The 17,054-nt window shown below is 51.9% G+C and carries 19 protein-coding genes; 9 read left to right on the top strand and 10 right to left on the bottom strand.

Annotated features, from left to right (window positions below):
* Positions 1–85 precede the first annotated feature (85 nt).
* Positions 86–964 carry a LysR substrate-binding domain-containing protein gene (locus tag QWY27_RS08915; RefSeq protein ID WP_290196818.1) on the top strand — a complete coding sequence of 293 codons (879 nt, stop codon included), beginning with the start codon at positions 86–88 and terminating at the stop codon, positions 962–964.
* 3 nt (positions 965–967) lie between these two features.
* Here the strand turns inward: QWY27_RS08915 and QWY27_RS08910 are convergent, their stop codons facing one another.
* Genes QWY27_RS08910 through QWY27_RS08900 form a run of 3 tightly spaced genes read right to left on the bottom strand, consistent with a single transcriptional unit; the run spans position 968 to position 3,235 of the window.
* Positions 968–1,348: a carboxymuconolactone decarboxylase family protein gene (locus tag QWY27_RS08910; protein WP_290196816.1), complete on the bottom strand. Its 381-nt coding sequence runs from the start codon at positions 1,346–1,348 to the stop codon at positions 968–970.
* On the bottom strand, positions 1,349–2,242 hold the full coding sequence (locus tag QWY27_RS08905; RefSeq protein ID WP_290196815.1) for an amidohydrolase family protein: 894 nt from the start codon (positions 2,240–2,242) through the stop codon (positions 1,349–1,351).
* A gap of 15 nt (positions 2,243–2,257) precedes the next feature.
* Positions 2,258–3,235, bottom strand: a complete 978-nt coding sequence (locus QWY27_RS08900) for a Bug family tripartite tricarboxylate transporter substrate binding protein (RefSeq protein ID WP_290196813.1) — start codon at positions 3,233–3,235, stop codon at positions 2,258–2,260.
* 209 nt (positions 3,236–3,444) lie between these two features.
* On the opposite strand from QWY27_RS08900, the gene QWY27_RS08895 reads away from it, so the two are divergent.
* From QWY27_RS08895 to QWY27_RS08880, 4 genes are read left to right on the top strand one after another with little or no spacing between them, the layout of a single operon-like run.
* On the top strand, positions 3,445–4,272 hold the full coding sequence (locus QWY27_RS08895) for an alpha/beta fold hydrolase (protein ID WP_290196811.1): 828 nt from the start codon (positions 3,445–3,447) through the stop codon (positions 4,270–4,272).
* Positions 4,269–5,417 (top strand): mandelate racemase/muconate lactonizing enzyme family protein, encoded by a 1,149-nt coding sequence (locus QWY27_RS08890; RefSeq protein ID WP_290196809.1) that lies wholly within the window; start codon positions 4,269–4,271, stop codon positions 5,415–5,417. Before QWY27_RS08895 ends, QWY27_RS08890 begins: the two co-directional genes overlap by 4 nt.
* A gap of 14 nt (positions 5,418–5,431) precedes the next feature.
* Positions 5,432–6,406, top strand: coding sequence for a Bug family tripartite tricarboxylate transporter substrate binding protein (locus QWY27_RS08885; protein WP_290196807.1), 975 nt, complete (start codon positions 5,432–5,434; stop codon positions 6,404–6,406).
* Between the two features lie 2 nt (positions 6,407–6,408).
* Positions 6,409–7,518 carry a mandelate racemase family protein gene (locus QWY27_RS08880; RefSeq protein ID WP_290196805.1) on the top strand — a complete coding sequence of 370 codons (1,110 nt, stop codon included), beginning with the start codon at positions 6,409–6,411 and terminating at the stop codon, positions 7,516–7,518.
* A 33-nt stretch (positions 7,519–7,551) separates the two neighbouring features.
* Here QWY27_RS08880 and dnaQ read toward each other — a convergent pair whose 3' ends face one another.
* Genes dnaQ through QWY27_RS08865 form a run of 3 tightly spaced genes read right to left on the bottom strand, consistent with a single transcriptional unit; the run spans position 7,552 to position 9,564 of the window.
* Complete coding sequence (gene dnaQ / locus QWY27_RS08875) at positions 7,552–8,262, bottom strand: DNA polymerase III subunit epsilon (RefSeq protein WP_290196803.1); 711 nt, start codon at positions 8,260–8,262, stop codon at positions 7,552–7,554.
* A gap of 60 nt (positions 8,263–8,322) precedes the next feature.
* Complete coding sequence (gene rnhA, locus QWY27_RS08870) at positions 8,323–8,784, bottom strand: ribonuclease HI (protein WP_290196801.1); 462 nt, start codon at positions 8,782–8,784, stop codon at positions 8,323–8,325.
* The gene (locus QWY27_RS08865; protein ID WP_290196799.1) at positions 8,785–9,564 is read right to left on the bottom strand and encodes a class I SAM-dependent methyltransferase; all 780 of its coding nucleotides are present in this window, start codon (positions 9,562–9,564) and stop codon (positions 8,785–8,787) included.
* A 21-nt stretch (positions 9,565–9,585) separates the two neighbouring features.
* On the opposite strand from QWY27_RS08865, the gene gloB reads away from it, so the two are divergent.
* Genes gloB through fabI form a run of 3 tightly spaced genes read left to right on the top strand, consistent with a single transcriptional unit; the run spans position 9,586 to position 12,687 of the window.
* Positions 9,586–10,422, top strand: coding sequence for a hydroxyacylglutathione hydrolase (gloB, locus tag QWY27_RS08860; protein ID WP_290196797.1), 837 nt, complete (start codon positions 9,586–9,588; stop codon positions 10,420–10,422).
* A gap of 5 nt (positions 10,423–10,427) precedes the next feature.
* Entirely contained in the window at positions 10,428–11,864 is a 1,437-nt protein-coding gene (locus QWY27_RS08855) for a LysM peptidoglycan-binding domain-containing protein (RefSeq protein ID WP_290196860.1), read from the top strand.
* Positions 11,865–11,901: 37 nt separating this feature from the next.
* The gene (gene fabI / locus QWY27_RS08850; RefSeq protein WP_290196795.1) at positions 11,902–12,687 is read left to right on the top strand and encodes an enoyl-ACP reductase FabI; all 786 of its coding nucleotides are present in this window, start codon (positions 11,902–11,904) and stop codon (positions 12,685–12,687) included.
* 55 nt (positions 12,688–12,742) lie between these two features.
* Here fabI and QWY27_RS08845 read toward each other — a convergent pair whose 3' ends face one another.
* Genes QWY27_RS08845 through QWY27_RS08830 form a run of 4 tightly spaced genes read right to left on the bottom strand, consistent with a single transcriptional unit; the run spans position 12,743 to position 16,385 of the window.
* Entirely contained in the window at positions 12,743–13,276 is a 534-nt protein-coding gene (locus QWY27_RS08845; RefSeq protein WP_290196793.1) for a chromate transporter, read from the bottom strand.
* Positions 13,273–13,908, bottom strand: a complete 636-nt coding sequence (locus QWY27_RS08840) for a chromate transporter (protein WP_290196791.1) — start codon at positions 13,906–13,908, stop codon at positions 13,273–13,275. Before QWY27_RS08840 ends, QWY27_RS08845 begins: the two co-directional genes overlap by 4 nt.
* Positions 13,905–14,744, bottom strand: coding sequence for a CYTH domain-containing protein (locus tag QWY27_RS08835; protein WP_290196789.1), 840 nt, complete (start codon positions 14,742–14,744; stop codon positions 13,905–13,907). Before QWY27_RS08835 ends, QWY27_RS08840 begins: the two co-directional genes overlap by 4 nt.
* An 18-nt stretch (positions 14,745–14,762) precedes the next feature.
* Positions 14,763–16,385, bottom strand: a complete 1,623-nt coding sequence (locus tag QWY27_RS08830; RefSeq protein WP_290196787.1) for a SulP family inorganic anion transporter — start codon at positions 16,383–16,385, stop codon at positions 14,763–14,765.
* Between the two features lie 208 nt (positions 16,386–16,593).
* Between QWY27_RS08830 and QWY27_RS08825 the strand changes: the two genes are divergently transcribed.
* Positions 16,594–17,040, top strand: a complete 447-nt coding sequence (locus QWY27_RS08825) for a host attachment protein (RefSeq protein WP_290196785.1) — start codon at positions 16,594–16,596, stop codon at positions 17,038–17,040.
* Positions 17,041–17,054 lie beyond the last annotated feature (14 nt).

The following is a 17,054-nucleotide window of genomic DNA, read 5'->3' as shown; positions in this document are numbered from 1 at the left end:
ATCGATAGTAGGAGTGCCATATCATTGTTTGCAAACAAATTCTGCTGTGCTACGATTAACTTTTACTTAATCGAAGACTCATCACATGAAACTACCCTTGAATGCTTTGCGGGTCTTTGATGTGACTGGAAAATTGCAAAGTGTCTTGGCAGCATCTGATGAGCTCTGCATTACGCCTGCTGCTGTGAGCCAACAAATACGCTTGCTAGAAGACTTTCTAGGCGTGCGTCTGTTTAATCGTGAGCACCGTCGCATTGTTTTGACCGAAGCAGGTGCGCAGTATCACGCTGACATCGCACGCTCTTTTGCAGACCTGCAACGAGCGACTCAAAGTATCACGCGATACCAAGACAACAAAACGTTCAACATCCGCGCACCACACACTATCGCATTACGCTGGTTGTTACCCAAACTGGCTAGTCTGCACATGAGCCATCCCACCATCGAGGTCAAGCTTCACACTTCATTAGCGCAGCCAGACTTCGATCGTGAGGATCTAGATGCAGGCATCATGCTCGGGGATGGCTCATGGAAAGGAGTTGAAGTGTGGAAGCTCATGAGCAACCATATCAGTCCCGTTTGTACGCCAGAAAAGGCACGGCAACTGCGGAGCCCCACAGACCTGAAGCATGAAACACTCCTCCACACGCTTGCTCGTCCTGACGATTGGCAACTATGGTTTCAAGCGGCTCAGATCAACAACATAGACACTGCTCGCGGCATGCGTTACCAGTCATCAGCTCTGGCTTATCAAGCTGCGGTAGAGGGCTATGGCGTAGCGATCGCGCAACGAACGATGGTAGAGCGCGAACTGAGCGAGGGACGACTTGTGACGCCTTTTGACTTATGGGTCGATCTCGGCGATCAGACGTATTATTTTCTCTTGCCGCCTGATGGCTACAAGCGCCGTAGCCCGGAGCTAGAAGACTTTCGAAATTGGATTCGCAGCTTGTCGGTAGATTGAGGACTACTTCAGCTGTTCCAACTTCTTTAGCGCCCCACTGATCGCATCACCCGCCAGATTCACGGCTGGAATCCCTCTGAACACAAAAGCGATGCCTGCGACAGCCTGCAACTCGGCAGGCGTTGCACCCGCCCTCATTGCGGCCACAGCATGATTTTCAGCAGCCTGAGAAAGATTCATCAAGAGCATACCAAAAGCCATGAGCTGACAAGTTTTGTGATCAAGTGCTTCAGGTTCAAGTAGCTTGGCTCTTGCCTCTTCGACTGCGAGCGTCATTTCAGGCGCAGTGGACATGCCAAGCGCGAGACGGTTTTTAATGCGTTCTGGGACAAAACCCAAGCTATCGAGGTAGCCCGCTTCAATCTGTTCAAGAGGTGTGGACATTTATGTAGCTCTCCCTTTGAATGGAGAAAAGTCATAGAGTTTTTCAGGATTGGTCACAAAGAGTTTGGTGCGAACATCCTCGTTGGGTATCCAGCTTTCCAACAAGTCCGCTAAATCAATGTCGTTTGGCATATCTTTGTGAATACCTGGATGCGGCCAGTTTGTGCCCCACACGCATTGATCGGGAAAATCTGTCAGTAATGTTTGTGCGAATGGTTTCATGTCTGAATAGTTCGGAGGACCTGCGTCAGAGACGCGATACCAACTTGAAATTTTCACCCATGTGTCAGGCTTGCGATCGAGTAGTCGCCGAACCACAGCAAACTGCTCAGACTGTACGGTTTGGTTCCCTCTGACTCGACCCATATGGTCAAACACCAAACCGACAGGACAGTTCATGAGACGCTGTTCGAGAGTGATCCAGTCAGCCGCGTCCTTGATGTTAATTTCAATATGCCAGCCCACCTCCGCGCACAGGCGAGCGATGGCCTCGAGATCCCGGGTGGTTGCCCCGGTGGGAAACTGGTCCATCAAACGTGCCGCACGAAAGCCTGCGGCATCCAGGCGTCGCAAGTGATCAACGGTGTCTCTCGGCGAAATCGCAGCGACTCCGCGGAAACGCTCCGGGTCAGTTTGAATGAAGTCTTCGGTGATGGTGTTATCAAAGCCGTAAGCCGAACCGTGCACCTGCACCCCCCGATCCACTCCGAGCACTGCATGCAGACGCAACCACTCCTCTCGCGTACAAATCGGCGGAGTGTATTTGCGATCGGGATCCAAAGGGTATTGATCGAACAAATCAAAAATATGCGCGTGACAATCAATCGTACCCGGAGGCAGACGTCTTTTAGGCGCACGGAGATTCGAATCGGGAGCTAGAGGTGTTTGATTCATGATGAAAGGGTTTGATTAATTTGAAATCTGAATATTGGCGGCCTTACCAATTGCCTGAGAGTTCGCAAAATCTTTATTTACGTAATTTTGAAACTCTGCCTGATCCATATTCAAAATCTCAACACCCAAGGCTTCGAACTGTTTCTTGATCTCTGGGCGTTGCATCGCTTGCTTGAGTGCGGCATTGAGCTGTTTGACGACTGCAGGCGGCGTGCCGGCGGGCGTAAAAATACCCGTATACGTTGTCATATCGATGTCCTTGACACCAAGCTCTTGCAATGTTGGGACATTGGGCAAGCCTGCGGAGCGGGTTTTTGTAGTCACGGCAAGCGGGGTGATTGCGCCGCTTTTGATGTGGGGCATCGAAGCCGTCATCTGATCGATCATCGTTTCAACCTGTCCTCCAATCAAGTCTGTGATTGCTGGACCACTACCCTTGTAGGGGACATGATTGAGTTTTGTACCGGTCTTGAGTGCGATCAACTCGATCGCCAAATGTTGCGTTGAGCCAATACCAGCTGAGGCTACGTTCAGTGCGCCTGGATTCGCTTTGGACTTTGCCGCAAAATCCGCGTAGTTTTTGATCGGGCTTTTTGCCGAGGCAGACAGGACAAGCGGAACCGAATGAATCGGACCAACCGCGATCAGATCTTTAGTGGGGTTGTAAGGCGGGTTGGTGGCCAGAGCGGGTCCAATCGAAATGGAACCACTGGATCCGAGCAATAAGGTATAGCCATCTGGAGAAGACTTCGCAACACGCGAAGAACCGATGAAGCCACCTGCGCCAGGTCGATTCTCAACAATCACAGTCTGTCCGAGAATTTCGGACATTGCCGGGGCGATCGCTCGGGCGGTAATGTCGACGTTTCCACCGGGAGCCCAGGGAACCACGATTGAAATTGGTTGACGCTTGGGAAAATCCTGAGCGGTTGAGGGGCTCGACATGAGCGCCAAACTTGCCAATGCTGCGACAGCATAAAAACTTTTTTGCATGAACAGTCTCCGAAATAGCCAATCTAACAGTCGGTGTATTGTTTTTATTTGCGCTTCTTATAACACGATGATGTCTTGAACAATACAGATAAATTGTCTGACCAAAGGGGGTGAAAGGTGGTCTCATATTTTGAACACTTCTCTTTACAAGCTTGGCGCAGCTAGGTAAAACGATAATCTATTAATAAGAATGAAACAGAGGAGCAAGCATGTCTTACGTTCAAGCGGAAGGGGCAAAACTATTTGTGCAGGATACCGGCTCAGGCACGCCGATTGTCTTTGTGCACGAAATGGGTGCGGACTACCGGGAATGGGAATCTCAGGTCAGGTGGTTTTCTCGCCGGTATCGCTGCCTCGCCTATAGTGCGCGCGGCTATTTCCCTTCCGAAGTCCCAAGCGATCCGAACCTCTATGGCCTTGAGTTTGCAGCCGATGATATTGCAGCCGTCATCCGAGGGATGAACTTGGGTCAGGCGCACGTCGTTGGCTTGAGCATGGGTGCATATGCAGCGCTTCGATTCGGCATGAAATATCCTGAGCTTGCCCGTTCTCTCGTCGTGGCGGGCGTAGGCTCGGGTTCGCTCGCCCAAGATCGGGAAGCCTTTGTTGCCAAGTGCAGAGCCCAAGCTGAGCTGTTTCTAAAGGCCGGCTCTGCTGCAGTCGCACAAGAGATCGGCCGTGCACCGACTCGGATCGGTTTGCTTAAAAAAGATCCTCTGGGTTGGCATAGTTTTGTTGAGCACTTGTCGGAACATGACCCTGCCGGGATGGCACACACTTTGAACATGTATCAGGCGAGCCGCCCTTCTATTCAAAGTTTTGATGAACAGATCCGCGCGATGAAGGTGCCGACACTTCTAGCGGTGGGTGACTTGGACAATCCGTGTCTGGATACGAACATATATCTCAAACGCACACTGCCCAACGCACAGCTTTGGGTCTGTCCGAATACAGGTCACGCTATCAATCTTGAAGAACCGGCCGCCTTTAATGAAGCCGTCCAACACTTTTTGTGCAATCTGGGAGACCACGCTTGAAAATCACTGCCATCACGGCCTTTCCTCTTTCTTTTCGCCTGGACCAGGGCAAAACCGTTACGATGGGAATCGGCAGTACTACCAAGCGCGACGCCATCATTGTCCGAGTCGATACCTCGGAGGGCATTACGGGATACGGAGAGGCGCATCCCGGCCGCAGCCCCGGGGCTGTTGTCAGCCTGATTCACAACACCCTCGCTCCGATGCTGATCGGGATGAAAGCAACAGACTGCGTGGGTGTATGGAAGCGCGTCCATCGCATGCAACTCTCTAGCCACGGTGTAGGCTCTGGTGCCTCCCTCGCACTGGCCGGCATTGATATGGCGATGTGGGACATCCGGGGCAAAGCCGCCAACATGCCGTTGTATGAGCTTCTGGGTGGCAGTAAACGGCGGTTGCCTGCATATGCGGGCGGGATTTCACTTGGCTACCAACCCAAAGAGTCCTTGGCTGAGGAGGCCCAGGAATATGTTGCGCGTGGCTACAAAGCTGTGAAACTCAGACTAGGTGATACGGCAGCAAAAGATATCGAACGGGTGCTCCATGTGCGCAAGGTGCTCGGCGATGACATAGATATTTTGACGGATGCGAATACGGCCTACACGATAGCGGACGTTAGACGTGTCCTGCCGGTACTGGCGGAGATTAAAGCTGGTTGGCTCGAAGAGCCGTTCGCTTGCAGCGATTTTGCATCTTATCGGGAGGCTGCAAAAATCACGTCTCTCGTGCCGATCGCTGCGGGTGAAAATCACTACACGCGCTTTGAGTTTGCTCAGCTTCTCGAAGCTGGCGACATCAGGATTTGGCAACCTGATTTATCAAAGTGTGGCGGCATCACGGAAGGTCTGGCCATCGCAGCCCTTGCCTCTGCGCATCGCATCCCGATGAATACACACAGTTCAGCGACCGGACTTAATCACGCTGCCACGATTCACTTTGCCTCGGCTATTGAAAATACGCAGTACTTCGAGGCATGCGTCTCCCATTACAACCCTTTGCGGGATATGTTCGGTGTCAGTTTTCAAATTGGGCAGGATGGCTGTGTCGAGCCTTTGGACAAGCCAGGTATTGGTATCGAAGTCGATGAATCCATCTTTAAAAAATATCCTCTTATCGATGGTCCCGGGTATGTCGTTAAATTCTAAGTTCGGAGACAAAAATGAATATGCTCACTAAAAAAATACTTGTTGGGTTAGGTTTGTCCTTATGCATGGCAAGTGCTGCATTGGCGCAAACCTTTCCAGAAAAAACCGTTCGCATCGTTGTTCCTTATCCTCCCGGCGGCTTTAACGACACGCTAGCTCGCATTTCCAGCGAAAGACTCGGAAAAATATGGAGTCAACCTGTTGTGGTCGAAAACAGACCAGGAGGCAACACGACAATTGGCAATAGCTATGTTGCGAAAGCTCCTGCAGATGGTTATACGATTTTGGTCACACCTCTGCCATTTTCAGCCATGCCAGGACTCTACGGTGCCAAACTCCCTTACGACGCACTGAAAGACTTTCGCGCCTTGATTCTGGCGGGTTCAGCGCAAAACGCACTTGTGACACGCAAAGGGCTCAATATCAATAGCGCCAAAGAACTCGTCGAATATGCCCGTGCCAATCCAGGCAAACTGAACTATGGCTCAACGGGCTCAGGATCATCGAATCACCTTTCGATGGAGCTGCTGATGAATATGACAGGCACCAAACTCACACACGTCCCCTACAAAGGAAGTGCGCCTGCCGTAGCGGCTCTCATGGCAGGCGAGATCGATGTTCTGTTTGATAACGTTCCAAACGTTGTTCAGCAAATTCGAGCAGGCACCATCAATGCCATTGGCGTAAGTGGCCTCAAACGTACAGCACTCCTGCCTGACACACCAACTGTTGCAGAATCGGGCGTGCCAGGATTTGAAGTCAACGTCTGGTTTGGGATGCAAGTGCCAGGTGCCACGCCTACGGCAATTGTCAATCAAATCAACCGAGAGCTGGCAAGCATCTATCGCCAGCCAGATGTCACCAAACGCTTTAATGACCAGGGTGTCGAAGTGATCGCCAGCACGCCTGAAGCGTTCAGCGCACTCTTGCAAAGCGAAGTCGCCAAGTGGAGCAAGTTGATCAAAGAAGCGAATATTCGGATTGAGTAAACATGAAAATTCAAGATGTCACCCTCACTCTCTTTAGTTGGGACGATATTCCTTCGACCAGCTATGGCGCGCATACTGGCCGTTTTGCCGGTGCAAGCAAGCTCGGCCTGCTTGCAATCACAACGGATCAAGGCATCACAGGACATGCATTTCTCGGTTCTGCTTTTTTTCCGGCGGATATGGATGGTGGCAGTCTGATTCGTTATCTCAAACCAATCTTGCTTGGACAGAATCCGCTTGACCGTGAGCGTCTTTACAAAGCGATGTGGAAGCGTGTGCGCACAACCACGCCACGATCAATCGGTGCGGTGGACGTTGCGCTGTGGGATATCGCGGGAAAAGTCGCAAACCTTCCCATCCATCAACTGCTCGGGTCCTACCGTGATCGTGTTCCAGCCTACATCAGCTCCGCTGTGCTATCAAGTCCTGAAGCCTATGCTGATGAAGCTCAACATTACCAATCACTCAAGCTTGCCGCCTACAAAATTCATCCGCCTCAAATTTGGCGTGAAGACATCAAAGTTTGTGAAGCCGTCAGGAAAGCGGTAGGCGACGAGTATGTGCTGATGCTGGACTCTGTTTGGAGTTACGACTATCCACAAGCCCTTCGTGTCGGACACGTCATCGAAGAGCTCGATTTCTACTGGTATGAGGATCCACTCGCCGATGCAGATATCTACAACTACATCGAGCTCAAAAAGCACCTGAGCATACCCATCATGGCAACCGAGTATCCGGCAGGCGGGCTGGATTCTTACGCGCCCTGGATTAAAGAGCGTGCGACAGACTTTTTAAGAGGTGACGTCGCCGTGAAAGGCGGAATCACCACGCTCATGAAAACCGCACATTTGGCCGAGGCGTTTCATCTGAACTATGAAGTTCACCATGGTGGAAATTCTCTTAATAATTTTGCCAATCTGCATGTGATCATGGCGCTACAGAACACCGAGCTCTTCGAAGTCCTGCTCCCGTCAGAATCACAAAAATATGGCTTGCTTGAAGATCTTGAAATCGATGAGCAGGGCATGATTCATGCCCCAACAGGTCCGGGCCTAGGTGCACAAATCGATTTTGATTTGATTAAACGTAAAACCCTTGGCGTGTTGAGCTAAAACGCCAAGCTGTTCAACCAGTTTTAATCAGTTTCAACCAGGCTCAAACTGGCGCCACAAGCAACGTCCCTTGACTGATTTGTCGAGGGTCGCAAGGTACTCTTCGTGCGCGAGTAGATCTTCTGCGCTGGGCAAAATCACTGGCAAGCTCAGTGCGTCCTGCTGATGCCCTCTGGCCTCGGCGCTTTCAGTTTCGGGCGTTTCATAGCTATCTATCATCAAACTATCTTGACCGCGCGTCATCGCCAACCAGACCTCGGCGAGCAATCTCGAGTCAAGCAACGCGCCATGCAAAGCGCGGTGGGCGTTGGAGATCCCATAGCGCTCGCACAGGGCATCCAGTGAGTTGCGTTTTCCCGGGTGCAGGGTCTTGGCGTGTACGAGTGAATCGGTCACTCCGCTACAAAACTCGGTGATCGGCTGACGACCAATTTTTTCGAGCTCGGCATTTAAAAATTTCAGATCAAAAGGAGCGTTATGAATAATCAGCTCCGCCCCTTCGATGAATTTTAAAAACTCGTCAGCCTGCTCTTTAAATCTGGGCTTGTCTGATAAAAAGTCGCTTGTCAGCCCATGCACATCCAACGCACCGGGATCACTCTCTCGATCTGGATTCAGATAAGTATGAAAATGATTACCCGTTACGCCCCGGTTCAGAACCTCGACGGCTCCAATCTCAACGATGCGGTGGCCGTGAGCGGGATCGAGTCCAGTCGTTTCAGTATCAAGAATGATCCAGCGCATAAGTAAATGACCAAAAAGTGGAGTGAGCAGGCTTAGAACCATTTTGCTCGGGTGAACAACCTAGCGAGTTATTTTAGCCCGGGCTTCTTCGACACCGCGATTTGCAAGGAGATCGGCGCGTTCATTTCCAGGATCACCGGCATGTCCCTTGACCCACTGCCAGTGAATCTCATGCCTGGCGACCTCATCTGACATGAGCTGCCATAAATCAGCATTTTTTACGGGTTTTTTATCAGCCGTTTTCCAGCCGCGTTGTTTCCAGCCGTGAATCCACTCCGTCATGCCTTTCATCACGTATTGCGAATCGACATGGAGGGTCACCTTGCACGGCCGCTTCAGCGCACGCAAGGCTTCAATAACCGCCATCATTTCCATACGGTTGTTTGTCGTGAGGGGCTCACCGCCATGAAGCGTTTTCTCAACCTGACCGAGCTTGAGCAAGACACCCCAGCCACCAGGACCCGGATTACCTTTGCAAGCGCCATCCGTCCAAATTTCTACATTTTCTTCAGTTTGCATCATTTATTTTTTCGTTGGAATTGATTGTTGCTGCATCGCGACACCCGCGGCGCGGCGCGCACCTTGCTTGATAGACTTGGTTTTCCAGTTGGGTTTGAGCAAGGTCATCCCATGAACGCGCTTGACAGCTGATACCACATAGACCGCCCCGCAGGCCGGCCACCAGCGATCGCCAGCAGACTCAAAAAAAGCCGTGCGATTCAACCACTTTTCTGTACGACATGGCGGAACATAGCAACCAAAGTGACCAAGATCGATCTCAAATGAAAGGAGTTTGAGCCAGTCTTTCAATCTGGAAAGAGAAACTTGATGTCCCAACTCAACGGGAAGCCAAGGCTTCAGAAAGCTTGCGCGCTGACGTAAGCCCCACAAACTCCAGGGATTGAAGCCAGAAATCACTACCCGACCCTCTGGCATCAAAATACGGTCTACCTCGCGCAGGACTTGGTGAGGATTGCCAGATGTCTCTAAAATATGGGGTAAAACCACTAAGTCCACGCTTTCTCTGTCAAAAGGCAGGAACTCTGGCTCGGCGCGGACGACCCCGGCCCAGTCATAGGTTTGCTGCGTTGCAGGCAAGTCAGGGCCAACAAAGGCCTTGAATGGCATTCGGTTCGCGCGCAGCAAGTCCAGCTCTGGCAAACCTACTTGAAGCGCCCGATATCCAAAGACGTCGTCAACCATCGCATCAAAGCGTGTTTGCTCCCAATTTCGGGCATATTGACCCGGATCAGTGCTTAACCACGCACTCAGACTTACAATGGTGGATTCTTGTGTAGACACGCTGTTCCTGAAAAAATATAAATGCCTGCTTACTCAAACTTGCATTGCTCCGCCAACGGCAGCACAACGCCACAACAAACGACAGGGATTTTTCCCCTGAACGCGTTTAGCGACAACTATATCTGGCTCATCACAAATGGCGCGGATGCCATGGTGGTGGACCCCGGTCAGGCAGCTCCCGTTCAGCAGGCGCTCGCCGAGCGCAGCTTGAAGCTCACCGCTATTTTACTCACCCATCACCATCAAGACCATGTCGGCGGTGTCGCCGAGTTGGTTGCTCAGACGGGTGCCTTAGTCTACGGCCCTGCCAGCGAGGTTTTACCGCTCTGCGATGTCGCGCTGGTTGAGGGAGATTGCATCAACGACTCCGGCTTGCAGCTGTCGCTTGCTGTCCTCGATGTACCTGGCCACACGGCTGGTCACATTGCCTTGGCCGGCGAAATCGCTGGTCAGCCGGTGCTATTTTGTGGCGACACCTTATTTGCGGCGGGCTGCGGGAGATTGTTTGAAGGTACGGCGGCTCAAATGGACGAATCCTTAGCCAAGCTTGCTAACCTCCCTTCTGCGACAGCGGTTTATTGCGCACATGAATACACGCTCTCAAACATGCGTTGGGCTCGCGCAGTCGAACCAGACAACCAACGCTTACAACAATGGCAAGCGCTTGCTGAGCAGCAACGCGCGAAAGGCCTTCCGACTTTGCCCAGCACGATTGGGCAAGAGTTATCCTGCAATCCGTTTTTACGCGCTCGACAGCCAACTGTTGCTCTGGCGGCTGCCCAATGGGCTGAGCGTACCCTCCACACGCCGGTCGAAGTCTTTGCCGCGCTCAGAGAGTGGAAAAACAATTTTCGTTGATGTTGATGCCTATTTTTAAATTACTCTTTACGCGTATTCCCGTCTTCATCGCTGTGCTCGTCTTGGCCGGTTGCGCGGGCATGTCCGGTACTGGCAGTCGCGATGGCGCCCAGGACACACCACTAACCATTGATCTGACGGTGCCCGCACCCGATGCCTGGGAGCGGATTCGTCGGGGCTATGCCATTCCCAATCTCAACACGCCCCTCGTCGACAAATGGACGGCCTACTATGCTGCGCACCCTGAGTCGATGAACCGGATGGCTAACCGTGCAGGCAAATACCTGTATTACATCGTCGAAGAAATCAATCGACGCGGCCTGCCAACTGAACTCGCACTTCTGCCCTTTGTTGAAAGCGCTTACAACCCTATCGCCTACTCCCATGCGAATGCCTCGGGCTTGTGGCAGTTCATCCCGAGTACCGGTACCCAATTCAAACTCAAACAAGACTGGTGGCACGATCAGAGACGCGATCCGATCGCCTCGACCAATGCGGCCCTGGACTATCTAGAATATCTATTCGAATTTCAGGGTGACTGGTATCTGGCGCTCGCCTCCTACAACTGGGGCGAAGGCGCTGTTCAGCGCGCAGTCAAACAAAATGCAGCGGCCGGCAAGCCCACCGACTACTTGTCGCTCAACATGCCAGCAGAAACTCGCAACTATCTTCCTAAACTACAGGCGATCAAAAATATCGTCGCCGATCCAAAAAAGTATTCCGTTGTCCTACCTGATGTCGACAACTCGCCATATTTTGTCGCAATCAAAAAAACGGTCAACATTGACTATGAACTAGCAGCCAAGTTCGCTGAAATGCCTCTAGAGGACTTTCAGGCGCTCAATCCATCTTTCAATCAGCCCGTTATTTCCGTCAAGGAAAACCATTCCATCATCCTGCCGCGGGACCGTGTCGCGATTTACAATAAAAATCTCGCCCAGTATCGTGGCGACCTCACCTCCTGGAGGACGTATGAAGCACAGGAAGGAGAGACGCTTTCAGCGATTGCTAGCAAGTTCGGCGTACCGGAAAGTCGATTGCGTCAAGCCAACCGGATACCCACAAACGTCCGCATCGTCAGCGCCCAAACCCTGCTCATTCCTGGCCCAAGCGGTGAAGGCATTCGCCTGAATCCCGCCGATAAAACCTCCCTGGCAATGGCCGGCCGCATCGCGTCACCCTCGCCATCGGTTGCTAAACCAACCGCCCCACGTGCAACGAACGTTCACACCGTATCAAATGCGCAAAATCGTTCCGCGAGCAATCCTACGCCTGCGAGCGCCGTCCGCACCCACACGGTTCGCGCTGGCGAATCACTCAGTAGCATCGCCTCTCAGTACGGTACGACGGTCGCGTCACTTCGCGCACTGAACAACTTAAAATCGGATAAGCTGCGTGCAGGCACAAAATTGCGTGTGCCAGGCACGAGCAACCGAAGCTAGTTTTCTTCTTTTAATTTTTTATCTCTAGGACTGGTCCATGGGCTTTCTTTCCGGCAAACGCATCTTGATTACTGGCGTGATCTCCAATCGCTCGATTGCTTACGGCATCGCCAAAGCATGTCACGAACAAGGCGCTGAACTCGCCTTTACATTTGTCGGCGAACGGTTTCAGGAACGCGTCACAGAGTATGCCGCAGAGTTCGGTAGTTCACTTGTACTGCCCTGTGATGTCGCCGATGATGGCCAGATTGAGTCGACCTTCACCGAGCTCTCCAAGCACTGGGACGGTTTGGATGGTTTGGTTCACTCGATCGGTTTTGCTCCTCGCGAAAGTATCGCTGGCGCATTCCTCGACGGTCTTTCACGAGAGGCCTTCCGGATCGCGCACGACATTTCAGCTTACAGTTTTCCCGCCCTTGCCAAAGCCGCCCGACCAATGATGCAAGGTCGTAACGGCGCATTATTGACCCTAACCTATTTGGGTGCTGAAAAAGCCTTGGCTAACTACAACACGATGGGTCTGGCTAAAGCATCACTCGAAGCATCGGTACGCTATTTGGCAGCCAATCTTGGTCCCGAAGGTATACGCGCCAACGGCATTTCCGCCGGTCCGATCAAAACCCTGGCTGCCAGTGGAATCAAAGACTTTTCAAGCATCCTGAAGGTCGTCGAAAGCAATGCTCCGCTGCGCCGTAACGTGACAATTGAACAAGTCGGTAACGTCGCCGCCTTTTTATTGTCCGAACTATCTGCCGGAGTGACCGGAGAAATCATTCATGTGGACTCAGGTTTTTCAAACGTGGTGTCAGGTTTAGTTGAATAAAGTACCTGGGCCGCAACATCCTGGGGCAGACACGAGGGAGGCTCAGTAAATGAGCTCACCTCGCTCCCGTCAGATGCATGATGAGTGCGCCCAAACCACCGGCTCCTAAAATCAAAATCACAGGATTGATCCGCGTGCGTAACAACAGGCCAAAGACAACTAGACCAAGCCCAATCGTCAACGGACCGACGAAGGCGGCCTTTGCTACCGCATAGACACCCGAGCACATCAATCCAATCGCGATAGGCTCCAACGCATTTTGTACCGCGCGTCTCCAGGGGCGTTCACCGATTTTGTTCCACAAGCGTCCAACCGCGAGACACAGCAAGCTCGAGGGGAGAAAAAAAGACAGTAGAACAACTCCCGCACCAAGCAAACCGGCAATTTGAAAACCAAACACCAACACCATCATCATGTTGGGCCCCGGTGCGAGTTGACCCAAGCTATAAATATGTACAAACGCAGTGTGATCAATCTCGAAGCGCTGCGCCAGAATGGTCTGCATTTCAGGAAGAACGGCCGTCCCACCGCCTACGGCGAGCACCGACAACATACCGAAGGTCATCGCAAGCTGCAGCAAAGCACTCATTTGGAGGACTCCTCAGACGTTGCAGGGACTTGCGGTCCATCAATATCGCGAGGTCGATAAAGATATAGACCGATAGGCACCATGATCAACAATACTGTGATCAGAGAAAACTTCAGCACGCTCATCAACACAAAAGTCGCCAGAATCATCAGCATTGAACGCATGCGTCGAAAATGCTGCTCACCTATTTTGTACGTGATCGAAGCAAGTAGTCCCGTCGCACCTGCGGCAACACCGGCAAGCAGAATATTCAAAATTGGATGATCTTCACCCTGGCTATAGGCGACACCTGCAATCAGCACGAACAAGCCTCCCGGCAGCATCAAGCCTAGTGCTGCACAGCACGCCCCCCAAAAGCCACGAATACGATCCCCCGCAAGAAGAGCAAGATTGACGGAGTTGAGCCCAGGCAGCGTTTGGCTCATCGCAAGCGTCGCCATGAAGGCATCAGGTGTCAGCCATTTACGTTTGTCAATCAAAAGCAAACGCTCATACGCCACAATGCCGCCACCAAAACTCACCGCACCGATCAACAGAAACTCTCGAAAAATCTCCCACAACGAAGGTGGGGAATCTATGGCAGACGGAGTGACAATGCCAGGGTCACTCTTCACGTCGGACCTTGGACTCATTCCTCACTCCCGTAAATTAGAGCGGTTTTAGTACTGCCCGATGCAAGCCAATCGGGAATCGCCAACTGCAAGTTTTTAAAAAATCGATCCGCAAGCTGGTGTGCAGCACTGTCATCGCGATTGGTTTTATTCACTCTATATGAAAAGGCGAGCTCTCCAACAATTGGTTCGCCGACGCTGCGCATCCAAATCGCCACATCACAATGCGCGCTGATGTTAGGACCAAAAACAATGTTGCCTAACGGCAGACATGCCTCCAAAATTTTGTTGGCTTTACCACCCACCACTGAGACAAGTACATCAGGCTTCAGCTCCAAACGCCCCAGATCGGGAAAGGCGCGAACAATGCCACCCATCGTGCGCTCAAAAATCTGATCGACTGGCACCGCGTCCATAATGGAATTATTCGAATAAATCATACGCGTGCTACCGAGACTCTCGCCGCGTAAGATTTCCTCTTTTAGACGCAAGCGTGTTTTATAGGGCAAATCCGGAGCAGGATCATGGGCCAAGGAAGCCTGGAGGGATTTGGCTCGACACTTGAGTGTGACCTCACACCAGTCGTCCACCCAGACATTCTGTCGCGATTCACGCACACGCAAAATCAAATTATTGTTCCGAAAATCATGCGCGGGCGTGTCATAAAAATACACGCTACGCAATCCCGTATTGGCATTGTCCAAGTGAAAAAATTCCACTCCTTGTTTCTGACAAAAAGAGACAAGCAAATGGCTCAGATGCACGATCCGACTATGACGATCAAGCCCTTCTGGCTTGAGCAGCAACTTAAACTCTCGATTCGTGATCTTTTTATCGAGTTTCACAACAGTCTTCATCTGACACCTTTTAAAGTACTAAGTAGCTTCGGTTGCAAGGCGCGCATGCTCAAAGGCTTGCTCGATTGTGTCGCAGTACTGAACACTTGAGCGTTCATCTACCAATTTGGATTTGCGCATTTTTTCCAAGACTCTCGGATTGGCTTCGCACAACAAAACCTGAACACCGCGTCGATGCAGATCAGTGACGACCTCTTCGATCGACTGAAGACCGGTTGCATCAATAAAAGGCACACGACGCAGTCGAATCACCAGAGTTTCGGGATCAGTCGCCGTATGTTTGAGCGCACGTTCAAAACTTTCAATCGCCGCAAAAAACATCGGTCCATCTATTTCGTAGACCATCACGCCATCGGGGCGCTTGAGCACGTCCTCGCCAACCTCGCGCGTCTCAACCGAGGCCGCCATCCTGCGCAAAAAATGGAAAATCGCGAGCATCACCCCGATGTTGACCGCCACCACAAGATCAACAAATACGGTTAACAAGAACGTCACGACCAAGACAACACGATCAGCTGTCGGGGCACGCAGTAAAAGCCGGCCAAAGTTGTGCAACTCACTCATATTCCAGGCAACGACGAACAAAATTGCCGCCAATGCGGCGAGAGGAATACTGGAAGCGAGCGGCGCGAGCACCAATAAGATCAACACAAGCGTCAAGACATGAACAATACCGGCCAGCGGACCCGTCCCGCCATTTCGGATGTTGGTCGCTGTTCGGGCAATCGCGCCCGTCGCGGCAAAACCACCGAACAAGGGCGTAACGATATTGGCTACGCCCTGTCCGATGAGTTCCTGGTTTGAATTGTGTCGCGTGCCTGCCATCCGGTCCGCCACGACAGCTGACAAGAGCGATTCGATGGCACCAAGCATCGCAATCGTGAAGGCTGGACCAACCAAGCTCAGCACGTTGGATACAGTCATGTCAGGCCAAGCAAAAGCCGGAAGGCCTTGTGGGACGCCACCAAACATCGTTCCAATTGTCGCAACCCCCGGCAACTGCAGCAAAGCTTGCAGAATGGTTGCAACCACCATCGCAAGCAAAGGGCCCGGTATACGTTTGAATATTTTGATTTTGTTGGAAAAAACGACAATCACGAGACTGAGCAAGGCGATCAAAAATGTCGGCCAGTGCGTCTGTCCGAGAGATTGTAAAAGCGACCAGACCTTCTCATGGAAATGTTCACCCTCTGGCTTGGGCAGCCCAAGGAAATAAGCCCACTGCCCCACAAAGATTATGACGCCTATGCCAGTGGTAAAGCCAATAATCACGGGCGTCGGGATGAATTTAATCAGACCGCCCATTTTGGCCAATCCCATCACCAGCAGTATCAATCCCGCCATCAGTGTTGCGATTTGCAGGCCAGCAATGCCGTATTTGGCTGTTATGCCTGCCAGGATCACGATAAAAGCACCCGTAGGACCCGAAATTTGCAGGCGACTGCCGCCCAGCAGTGTCACAAGTCCGCCGCCAATGATTGCGGTGTAAATGCCTTGCTCAGGTCGTGCGCCCGAGGCAATCGCAAAAGCCATCGACAAAGGCAACGCGACAATTCCCACAACCAGGCCCGCCAGGATGTTTGGCCACCACTGGCTTCGGGCGAACAACCCGGCACGATACCCTTCTACTAAAGCTATCATAGGAACGGCTTTGATCGATCCAACGGTCAATTACAGCAAACCGAACAGTCAGCTGCGAGATTTAAAAGGCTGGTTGATTATAGGGGGTATGTGTCCGACTCTTGATCTATCTCAAGTCAAGTCATTAAGTTCAGGCTTTTCAAACGCACTTAAGACCAAGGCACTCGTAGAATGAGCCGACAATGTTGATTATTCAAGGAGCAAGCATATGATTATCAGTAGACAAGCATGGGTTGTCGTGGCGGATGGCGGTCGTGCCAACATTTACAAAAACATCGGCGAGATTGGCGAGGTCAAACTCGCTCTTGTGCGCAGCACCAATCATCACAACGAGCACACCCATGAGCTTGGTCGTGATCAGCCCGGACGCCTGAGTGGCAATTCGGGGCACGCCAAGTCCGCACTGGAGTCGACCAACCTGCATCAAGCTGCAGAAGACAAATTTCTCAAAGCAGTCGTGGAACACTTGGCGCAAGACGTGCAGAGTGGCCAATGCAAGGAGCTGGTTTTGATTGCGCCGCCTCATGCACTGGGCGAGATCCGCAAACACTTGCCTGCCAGTGTCTCCAAAATCGTCGTGAGCGAAATCAGCAAGGACTATACTCACATGGCCATCAACGAACTACAAAAGACGCTGATGAACAATATCCATTAACCACCCACGTGAGG

Origin of the sequence: Zwartia vadi, from assembly GCF_030410375.1 — a bacterium.
In the GTDB taxonomy this organism is placed as follows: Bacteria; Pseudomonadota; Gammaproteobacteria; order Burkholderiales; family Burkholderiaceae_B; genus Zwartia; species Zwartia vadi.
This window is presented reverse-complemented; position numbering and strand designations above follow the sequence as displayed.